Origin of the sequence: Inquilinus sp., assembly GCF_039594555.1 — a bacterium.
Lineage (GTDB): Bacteria > Pseudomonadota > Alphaproteobacteria > DSM-16000 > Inquilinaceae > Inquilinus.
In genome coordinates this window covers 1-9,767 of the sequence record NZ_JBCNNF010000265.1, presented here as the reverse complement: position 1 = coordinate 9,767, position 9,767 = coordinate 1, and the positions used below count along the sequence as shown (strand labels likewise).

At 68.8% G+C, this 9,767-nt stretch carries 11 protein-coding genes; 7 read left to right on the top strand and 4 right to left on the bottom strand.

Features of this window, described 5'->3' with window-relative positions:
• On the bottom strand, nt 1-1,221 hold a 1,221-nt coding region (locus ABDW35_RS24420), incomplete at its 3' end, for a cation:proton antiporter (protein WP_343716467.1).
• A gap of 324 nt (nt 1,222-1,545) precedes the next feature.
• Between ABDW35_RS24420 and ABDW35_RS24415 the strand changes: the two genes are divergently transcribed.
• Nucleotides 1,546-1,965, top strand: coding sequence for a VOC family protein (locus ABDW35_RS24415; RefSeq protein WP_343716466.1), 420 nt, complete (start codon nt 1,546-1,548; stop codon nt 1,963-1,965).
• A 173-nt stretch (nt 1,966-2,138) separates the two neighbouring features.
• A complete protein-coding gene (locus tag ABDW35_RS24410; RefSeq protein WP_343716468.1) occupies nt 2,139-2,882 on the top strand; it encodes a C13 family peptidase in 744 nt (247 codons plus the stop codon).
• Nucleotides 2,883-3,048: 166 nt separating this feature from the next.
• Here the strand turns inward: ABDW35_RS24410 and ABDW35_RS24405 are convergent, their stop codons facing one another.
• Nucleotides 3,049-3,327 (bottom strand): FHA domain-containing protein, encoded by a 279-nt coding sequence (locus tag ABDW35_RS24405; protein ID WP_343716465.1) that lies wholly within the window; start codon nt 3,325-3,327, stop codon nt 3,049-3,051.
• A gap of 123 nt (nt 3,328-3,450) precedes the next feature.
• Here ABDW35_RS24405 and ABDW35_RS24400 point away from each other — a divergent pair, with 123 nt between their 5' ends.
• Nucleotides 3,451-3,846, top strand: a complete 396-nt coding sequence (locus tag ABDW35_RS24400; RefSeq protein WP_343716464.1) for a RidA family protein — start codon at nt 3,451-3,453, stop codon at nt 3,844-3,846.
• A 52-nt stretch (nt 3,847-3,898) separates the two neighbouring features.
• On the opposite strand, the gene ABDW35_RS24395 is transcribed toward ABDW35_RS24400, so the two are convergent.
• Entirely contained in the window at nt 3,899-4,426 is a 528-nt protein-coding gene (locus ABDW35_RS24395) for a GNAT family N-acetyltransferase (protein ID WP_343716463.1), read from the bottom strand.
• Entirely contained in the window at nt 4,423-5,379 is a 957-nt protein-coding gene (locus ABDW35_RS24390) for a GntR family transcriptional regulator (protein ID WP_343716462.1), read from the bottom strand. The genes ABDW35_RS24395 and ABDW35_RS24390 overlap by 4 nt, the downstream gene beginning before the upstream one ends.
• Before the next feature lie 159 nt (nt 5,380-5,538).
• Between ABDW35_RS24390 and ABDW35_RS24385 the strand changes: the two genes are divergently transcribed.
• The 4 genes from ABDW35_RS24385 to ABDW35_RS24370 form a co-directional block, all read left to right on the top strand.
• Entirely contained in the window at nt 5,539-6,663 is a 1,125-nt protein-coding gene (locus ABDW35_RS24385) for a C45 family peptidase (protein WP_343716461.1), read from the top strand.
• A gap of 43 nt (nt 6,664-6,706) precedes the next feature.
• Nucleotides 6,707-8,263, top strand: a complete 1,557-nt coding sequence (locus ABDW35_RS24380) for an ABC transporter substrate-binding protein (protein ID WP_343716460.1) — start codon at nt 6,707-6,709, stop codon at nt 8,261-8,263.
• 19 nt (nt 8,264-8,282) lie between these two features.
• Nucleotides 8,283-9,224 (top strand): ABC transporter permease, encoded by a 942-nt coding sequence (locus tag ABDW35_RS24375; protein ID WP_343716459.1) that lies wholly within the window; start codon nt 8,283-8,285, stop codon nt 9,222-9,224.
• On the top strand, nt 9,221-9,767 hold a 547-nt coding region (locus ABDW35_RS24370), incomplete at its 3' end, for an ABC transporter permease (protein ID WP_343716458.1). The genes ABDW35_RS24375 and ABDW35_RS24370, both read left to right, overlap by 4 nt.

Below are 9,767 nucleotides of genomic sequence, written 5' to 3'. Positions count from 1 at the left end.
GCTCGGCGTCAAGCCGAAGCTGCTGCCGAAGGCGTTGAACACCACCGGGTTGAGCAGGATCGACAGGATCGCGCCGCCGAGGATCAGGTCGCGCCCCGCCTCCGGCAGCAGCTGCAGCTTCACGCCGAGCTCGGCCAGGATGAAGGAGAACTCGCCGATCTGCGCCAGGCTGGCGGAGATCAGCAGCGCCGTCGACACCGGATGCTTGAAGATGCGGACGATGACGAAGGCGGCGACAGACTTGCCGATGACGATGATGAACACCACCGCCAGCATCGGCAGCGGATCGCGCCACAGGCTGGTCGGGTCGAACAGCATGCCGACCGAGACGAAGAACAGCACCGCGAAGGCGTCGCGCAGCGGCAGCGTCTCCTGCGCCGCGGCGTGGCTGAGCTCGGATTCGCTCAGCACCATGCCGGCGAAGAAGGCGCCCAGCGCCAGGGAGACGCCGAACAGCTTGGCCGAGCCGAAGGCGACGCCGAGCGCGATCGCCAGCACCGCCAGGCGGAACAGCTCGCGCGAGCCGGTATGGGCGACGTAGTGCAGCACCCAGGGGATGACCCGGCGGCCGACCACCAGCATCAGCGCGACGAAGGCGGCGACCTTGAGCAGGGTCAGCACCAGGATGCCGCCGACGCCGAGGTCGAGGCCGAGGGAGACGGCGAGCGGATCCGAGCCGACATCGACGCCGCCATTGACCAGCCCGGCCAGGGCCGGCAGCAGCACCAGGGCCAGGACCATCGCCAGATCCTCGACGATCAGCCAGCCGACGGCGATGCGGCCGCGCTCCGTCTCCACCAGCCGCCGCTCCTGTAGCGCCCGCAGCAGCACGACGGTCGAGGCGACCGACAGGGCCAGGCCGAACACTAGGCCGCCCGCGACGGTCCAGCCCAGCATCAAGGCCAGGCCGAGGCCGAGCGCCGTGGCGAAACCGATCTGCACCACCGCGCCGGGCACCGCAATGGCCCTGACCGACAGCAGGTCCTTCAGCGAGAAGTGCAGCCCGACGCCGAACATCAGCAGGATGACACCGATCTCCGCCAACTCCGGCGCCAGCGCCTGGTCGGCGACGAAGCCCGGCGTGTGTGGCCCGACCAGGATGCCGGCGAGGAGATAGCCGACCAGCGGCGGCGCCTTCAGCCGGTTGGCGATGGCGCCGAAAACAAAGGCCAGGCCGAGGCCGGCGACGATGGTGGCGATCAGGGGTGTGTCGTGCGGCATGGATGCGCCTCGGCCTCCGGAAGCAGAGATGGTCGGGGATGCATCGGCTAGGCCGACACCGCTCCATCATTTATGAACGAAGCGGCCGATCACAACCGTTGAGATGCAGATTTGTGAGATTTTCTGCCGGCTTCCGGTGCGGGCGGATTTCCAGCGGCCGCCCATCGGCCGGGCCGCCGCGACGTGTCGGCTTGTCAGACAGCCGCCGGGCGACGATGGTAGCGCGGATCCGGATTCGGCAATGCCCGCGCGGCCGCCGCGGCCGGGCTGCCCCGGATGATCCGACACCGCCGCCAGGAACCGAACGCCTTCGGGAGGATGACGATGAAATATCTGCACACCATGGTCCGCGTGACCGACCTGGAGCAGTCGCTGCATTTCTACCGCGACCTGCTGGGCCTGAAGGAGACCCGGCGCATCGAGAACGAGAAGGGCCGCTTCACGCTGGTCTTCCTCGCCCCGCCGGGCCAGGAGGACGCGCCGGTCGAGCTGACCTACAACTGGGACCCCGAGGTCTATACCGGCGGCCGCAACTTCGGCCACCTGGCCTATGAGGTCGACGACATCTACGAATTCTGCGACCGGGTGCAGAAGGCCGGCGTGACCATCAACCGGCCGCCGCGCGACGGCCACATGGCCTTCATCCGCTCGCCGGACAACATCTCAATCGAGATCCTGCAGAAGGGCCCGTCCAAGGCCCCGGCCGAGCCCTGGGCGTCGATGCCGAACACCGGCGCCTGGTGATGGAAATGCGCTGGCGCGGCCGTCTGACGGCGCCGTCTCCGCTTCCGGTGCTCACGCACCCATATGCGCTGCGCTCCGGTTCTCGACGGCACCGCCAGCCGACTCGCGCCAGCGCATTTCCATACGGTCCCTGAGATGTCTCCAGGATGATAAGGAGACGCATGGGCCGGGTGATGATGCTGCGACTGGCAGCGCTGGCGGCCGCTGCGCTGCTGGCGGGCTGCGCCGGTCCGGCCGCCCCCTCCTCTCCCCCGGCCGCAGCGGTGGAGATGCCGCTGCGCTGGAAGGTGCTGCTGATGGCCGCTGACGACGCCGAGCCGGTGTTCGACAACGGCGTCGACTCGCTGCGCCGCAGCCTGGTGTCCTTCGGCGTGGCGCCGGCGGACATCGCCGTGCTGAAGGCCGATGCGCCGCAGCCGGATGCGGTGGCGACCAAGGCCAATTTCGACCGGGCGATGGCCGGCCTGGCGGGCCCCGCCGGGACCGGCTGCTTCGTCTATCTGACCTCGCATGGCGTGGAGGACCGCGGGCTGTACGCCGCGGCGGAGAATGCGGTGATCCCGCCCGACTATCTGGCTCAGACTTTGGACGGCGCCTGTGCCGGCCGGCCGACGGTGCTGGTCACCTCCGGCTGCTATTCCGGGATCTACACAGCCACGCCGGCGCTGACGACGCCGGACCGCATCGTGCTGACCGCCGCCCGGGCCGACCGCCCGTCCTTCGGCTGCGGCACTGGCGACCGCTATACCTATTACGACCAGTGCTTCCTGGACTCGCTGAAGCGCGGCGCCGCCTGGACGGCGATCGCGGCCGACATCTCCGGCTGCGTCGCCCGCCGCGAGAAGGCGAAGGGCTTCCAGCCGTCGCAGCCGCAATCCGCCTTCGGCCGCAATGTCGCCGGGCTGACGGCGTTCTAGGGTGGAGTGCATCTCCGGCCGAATTCCAACCGGCCCCAGGACGCTCTGCGCCGCAGGCGCAAGATGTTTCCGAACCGGAGTGAGAGGAAGCTTTACCCTCTCGCGGATTGCCTTCGGTCGTCGGGCATCAGGTCACAAGACATCCTCGCGGCGAAGGCGGCACCACCTAGACCTTTGCGATGAACATCTCGGCGCTGCCGATGGTTATTTTGTCCCCGTCCTGGACCTCGCTCTGCCCATTGATACGGACGCTGTTGAGATAGGTCCCGTTGCGGGTTCCCAGGTCCGACAGCATCACCCCGTCCGTCCGGACGTCCAGGGTCGCGTGACGCCTGGATACGAGCGGATCATCAAGGGAGAGCTGACAATCGTCGGAACGGCCGATCGCAAATCGGCCACCGGCGAGAATGAAATCGTGCGAGAGACAACGCAGCTTGAATTCCATCCTACCTGGATATCAAGCGGCACAGGCGGGGTCTACGGCAGCAGGCCGGCGGCGAAGCCGATGACAATCCCCGTGCGCATCCCCCACACTCGCACAGACCGCGCGGCACAGGAGGCCCGATCAATGACGCTTCAATGCATCAACCCCGAGGATCTGCCGGTACCGCAGACCTACAGCCAGGTCGTCGTCGCGACGGGCAGCAAGCTGGTGTTCATCGCGGGCCAGGAGCCGGAAGATCTGGACGGCAAGCTTGTCGGCTGCGGCGATCTCGCGGCGCAGGCGCGCCAGGTTTTCGCCAATCTCGGCCGGGCCCTCGCCGCTGCCGGCGCGGCGCCGACGCAGGTCGCCAGAATCACGATCTACGTCGTCAACTACGATCGCGACGAATGCTTGCCGATCATCGAACAGGCCCGGGTCGGGCTGTTCGGAGATCACAAGCCGGCCGACGTGGTACTCGGCGTGGCGAGCCTGTCCCCCGGCTACCTGATCGAAGTCGACGCTTTCGCGGTGATCGACTGACCCTATTTGGCCAGGGGCTGTCTGTGACGGAGCCGATTCGAGACCCGAGACCTCAGCCGTTCCGGACCGCCCGCCGCATGAACACACGCGGGATGATGTCGATGCCCTTGTCCCGGATCATGTCGCGGATCGCGGCAAGGCCGGGGCCGAGCGTCTCGTCCGGCATCGGCGCGAAACCCAGCCGGGTGTAATATGGCGCGTTCCAGGGCACGTCGCGGAAGGTCGACAGGGTCAGCTCCGGCAGCCCTTGCTCTCGCGCGATCTCCGCCAGCCGCTCGATCAGCGCCGCGCCCAGGCCGCGGCGGGCATGGTCGGGGTGGACGTCCAGCTCCTCGATATGCAGCGTGCCGTCGATCTCGCCGAACAGGGCGAAGGCCACCGGCCGGTCACCGGCGTCAGCCACCACCCACAGCCGCCCCTCGCGGGCCCGCAGCAGCACCTCCCCCAGTTCCGCCGGGTCGAACGCCGCGATCTCCGGAAGGCCGATGTCGCCGAACTGCATCGCCGCCGCATCCTCGATGGCGCGAACGGCATCGGCCTCGTCCGGGCGACCGGGGCGGATGCGGTAGGGCCCGGTCATGCGCTCAGCTCGGCCCGCGGCCGGTTCTCCTGGGCCGCCTCGCCGGCATAGGTGCCGGCGGCCAGCGCCAGGTGGCGGTGCAGCAGCGCCGCCGCCCATTCCACCTCGCCGGCCTCCAGCGCGTCCAGGATCGCCAGATGCTCGCGGCAGGACTGCTCGACCCTTCCGTCCGGCAGCTGCACGAAATCGGCGTATTCCTGCATCCGGCGCAGCGCGTTCTGCTGCCGCACGGCCTGCAGGAAGAAGCGGTTGCCGGACGAGGCGGCCAGCATCTCGTGAAACGCCGTGTTGACCCGGAACCATTCGTCGGTGCCGATGCCGCCGGGAGCGCGGGCCAGAATGTCCTCATGCGCCCGGCGCAGCTGCTGCACCCGGTCGCGGTCGACCCGGAAGCCGGGCTGCCGCAGCGCCGCGCACTCCACCACCATGCGGAACTGGTAGCTCTCGTTCACCGCCTCGTCGGTCTCCAGGCTGTCGACGAAGCGCCAGCCATGACCGCGCTGGCGCTGCACCAGCCCCTCGGCGGCGAAGCGCATCAGCACCTTGCGGACCACGCCGCGCGAGACGCCGTAGCGCGGGATCAGCTCCGCCTCCGACACCTCCTGCGGCAGCCGGCCATTGGCCCGGTCGGTCATGATCGCGGCATAGACCGCCTCGCCCTCCGAGCGCGGGATCAGCCGGGCGATCTCGTCGCCCTCCGGCCGGCGCAGCAGGACGAAGCCGCGGCCGGATCCCGCCTCCAGCACGCCCTGCGCCACCAGCAGGTCCAGCGCGCCGCGGATCGGCGAGCGCGACACGCCGAGGGCGCGGGCCAGCGCCTGCTCCGACACCCGCATGCCGGGCGCCCACCCCTCGTCGCGCATCCGCTCGACGATCTGTCGGGCCAATTCCAATTGCAGCGGGCTCGCCCGCCCCGCCGCCTCCGCCGCTGCCGTCACGTCGTCGCGCTCCACGATGTCCACCCCTCATGATAGCCCAGCCGCGGCGGCGGAAAAGCACGTGCGACAGCCGCGCAAAAATCTTTCGACTTCGCAGCATGCCGCAAAAATGTGTTTTTCGTCTCCATAAAGCGCATTACGGTGTGACCATCCGATGACAACGGGTCCCCGATCATGACGCCCTTTCCCTTCGTCGATATCCACGGCACGCCGCGCGAACGCGGCCGGCAATACGGCGCCGCCGCGGCCGACCGCACCCGCAAGAGCGTCGAGGTCTATGCCCGGCAGCTGCGCGAGCTCGGCTACAGCTGGGACGAGATCCGCGGCTTCGTCGCCGACTTCCTGCCGAAGATGGACGATTTCGCGCCCGAGCTGATCGAGGAGATGCGCGGCATCGCCGAGGGCGCGGAGGTGGAGTTCGAGGCGGTGGCGCTGATCAACTGCCGCACCGAGGTGATGCAGCTGGCGCACCGGCGGAAAGGCCTGGCCGAGGACGATCCGGACGGCTGCACCGGCGCGGTGATCCTGGGCTCGGCCAGTGCCGACGGCCAGCTGATCCACGGCCAGAACTGGGACTGGCGGGCGGAATGCGCCGAGACCGCGATCGTGCTGCGGGTGCGGCGCGAGGACGGGCCGGACGTGCTGACCTTCACCGAGGCCGGCGGCCTGGCCCGCAACGGGCTGAACTCGGTCGGCACCGCGATCACGGCGAACTACCTGGAATCCGACCGCGACTACAGGCTGGGGGTCGGCGTGCCGTTGCCGCTGATCCGGCGCAAGGCGCTGGAGCAGGAGCATTTCGCCATGTCGATGCGGACCATTTCGGTGACGCCGAAATCCGCCTCGAACAACATGATCCTGAGCAATGCCGGCGGCTTCGCCATCGACTTCGAATGCGCGCCGGACGAGACCTTCCCGCTGTATCCGGAGGACGGGCTGCTGGTGCACGCCAACCACTGGCGCAGCCCGGTGGCCCTGACCAAGCTGAAGGAAGCCGGCATCCCGAGCTCGCCCGAGAGCTATTACCGCGACTGGCGGGTGCAGCAGCATCTCCAGGCCAAGCGCGGCCAGCTGACCGCCGAGGACATGAAGGCGGCCTTCTTCGACGATTTCGGCGCGCCCTACGCCGTGTGCCGGCCGCCGCGCCCATCGTCGCGCAACAACCTGTCGGCCACGGTCGCCATGGTGATCATGCGCCCGGCAGAGGGGACCATGGAGGTGGCGCCGCTGCCCGCCCTGAACCGCACCTTCACCACCTACTCGCTCGACCTGTCCCGCCGGACGAAGAACGCGGCCTAACGCGGTCCGGCTTACAGCAACGCCTCAACACAGGGAGGCCCCGATGACCCGTCTTTCCCGTCTTGCGCTCGCGGCGGCGCTGGGGCTGGCTGCGCCGGCCTTGGCGGCGCCGCCCGCCGACACCATCCGCGTGGCGCTGAACGGCGATTTGCGCAGCACCGACCCCGGCACCAAGCGCGATGACAACACCGATGCGGTGATCCTGCATGTCGTCGAGGGCCTGGTCGCCTATCGCGAGGACGCCTCGGTCGGCCCGATGCTGGCCGAGAGCTGGGCCGTGTCCGACGACGGCAAGACCTACACCTTCACCCTCCGCGATGGGGTCAAGTTCCAGAACGGCGCGCCGATGACCTCGGCCGAGGTGGTGTGGAGCTGGAAGCGCTGGCTCGACCCCAAGACCGAGTGGCGCTGCCTGCCGGAGCTGGACGGCCGCGGCCGGATGAAGATCGAATCCGTCGAGGCGCCGGACCCGAAGACCGTCGTCTTCAAGCTGAACGCGCCGAGCGCCCTGTTCCTGGCCACCATGGCGCGGACCGACTGCGCCGAGGGTGCGGTCATCCACCCGGATTCGGTCGGGGCGGACGGCAAGTGGATCAAGCCGATCGGCACCGGCCCGTACCAGTTGGAGAAATGGGAGCCGGGCCAGTACGTGCTGCTGAAACGCTTCGACGGCTATGCCTCGCGCGACGGCGACCGCGACGGCTATACCGGCGGCAAGAAGGCGCTGGCCGAGACGGTGCGCTTCGCCATCATCGGCGACCCGGCGGCGGCGAAGACGGCGCTCTTGTCCGGCGACATCGACCTGGTGCCCGATGTCAGCATCGCCGACAAGCAGGAGATCGACGGCCAGAAGGGCGTGCGCACCGAGCTGGCGCAGACCCTGTCGATGAGCGCGATCCTGATCCAGACGCGCGACCCGCTGATGAAGGATGTGCGCATCCGCAAGGCCCTGGCCCTGGCGATCGACACCAGCCAGATCGCCCAGGCGGTGACCCAGGGCACCTCGCCGCCCAACCCCTCGGTCATCCCGAGCGCCAGCCCCTACCACACCGCGGTGGAGGAGCAGGGCTACACGCCGAATGCCGAGGAGGCGAAGAAGCTCCTTGCCGAGGCCGGCTACACCGGCCAGCCGATCAAAATGCTGGTCAACCGCAAGTACCAGAACGTATACGACACCGCGATCTTCGCCCAGGCGCTGGCGCAGCAGGCCGGCTTCAACATCGAGCTGGAGGTGCTGGACTGGGGCGCCCAGCTGGACCGCTACACCAGCGGCCAGTACCAGATCATGTCCTTCAGCTACTCCGCCCGGATGGACCCGGCGCTGAGCTACGAGATGGTCTCCGGCCCGAAGGACACCCAGCCGCGCAAGGTCTGGGAGAACCAGGAGGCGCTGAAGCTGATCCAGGAGGCGATGGTCACCAGCGACCCGCAGCAGCGCCAGGTGATCTTCGACAAGCTGCACCGGATGCAGATCGAGGACGTGCCGCTGATCGTCACCTATAACGGGGCGGAGATCGCCGCCGTGTCCGACCGGCTCGAAGGCTACAAGCCCTGGACCGCGTCCAAGCCGCGGCTGTGGAACGTGGCGATCAAGAACTGAACCGTCGGGGGAGGCCGCGATGCTTCGCTTCCTGCTGCAGCGCCTGGGCATGGCGGTGCCGACGCTGCTGATCGTCGCCGTCATCGTCTTCGCCCTGATCCGCCTGATCCCGGGCGACCCGGTGACGTTGATGCTCGGCGACATGGCGGACCCCTCCGCCGTCGCCGACCTGCGCCGGTCGCTCGGCCTCGACCAGCCGATCCCGATGCAGTTCCTGTACTGGCTCGGCCATGCGCTGTCGGGCGATTTCGGCAAATCGATCAGCACCGGCCAGTCGGTGCTGCCGCTGATCCTGGACCGCTTCTCGGTCAGCGCCAGCATCGTCCTGGTCGCGGTGGCGCTGGCCAGCCTGGTCGCCGTGCCGGCCGGCATGATCGCCGCCTGGCGCCAGGACAGCCCGCTGGACCTGGCCGTGATCTCCGGCGCCACGCTGCTGCTGTCGATCCCGAGCTTCTGGCTGGGCCTGCTGCTGCTGCTGTTCTTCGGCCTCAAGCTCGGCTGGCTGCCGGTGATCGGCTACGTGCCCTTCGCCGAAGATGCCGGCGCGGCGCTGCTCTATATGATCATGCCGGTGGCAACGCTGGTGATGATCGAGACCGGGGTCATCATCCGCATGGCCCGGGCCAGCACCATCGAGGTGATGCGGCTGGAATACATCACCCACGCCCGGGCCAAGGGCCTGTCCGAGGGCGCGGTGCTGTGGCGCCACGCCTTCCGCACCGCCTTCGCCCCGACCTGGACGCTGATCGGGCTGATGCTGGGCAACCTGCTGGGCGGCATCGCGGTGGTGGAGACGGTGTTCACCATCCCCGGCCTGGGCCGGCTGCTGGTCGATGCGATCTATGCCCGCGACTATCCGGTGGTGCAGGGCTGCCTGCTGTTCATCGCCGGCATCTATGTCGTGGTGAACCTCCTCGTCGATCTCCTCTACCCCCTGTTCGACCCGCGGGTGACGGCATGAGCGCGCAGGCTGACCTCTCCCCCACCCTCGCCTTGCCGAAGCAGCGGCGGCGGATCCGCGCCAATGCCGCGATCGGCGGCACCATCATCGGCGTGCTGGTCGCGACCGCCCTGGTCAGCGCGGCGTGGACGCCCTACGATCCGCTGAAGATCGACATCCTGTCGCGCTTCAAGCCACCCTCGGCCCTGCACTGGCTGGGCACCGACGAGTTCGGCCGCGACGTGCTGAGCCGGGCGATGAGCGGCGCCGCCACCAGCGCCTGGATCAGCCTCTTGACCGTCGCCACCGCCGTCACCGGCGGCACCATCATCGGCGTGCTCACCGGCTATCTCCGCGGCTGGGTCGACCGCGTCATCATGATGTTCAACGACGCGCTGCTGGCCTTCCCCGGCATCCTGCTGGCGCTCGGCATCATGGCGGTGCTGGGCGCCAACAAATACGGCATCATCCTGGCGCTCGGCCTGGCCTATATGCCCTCGGTGGTGCGCGTGGTGCGCGGCACGGTGCTGTCGATCCGCGGCCGCGAATATGTCGAGGCGTCGC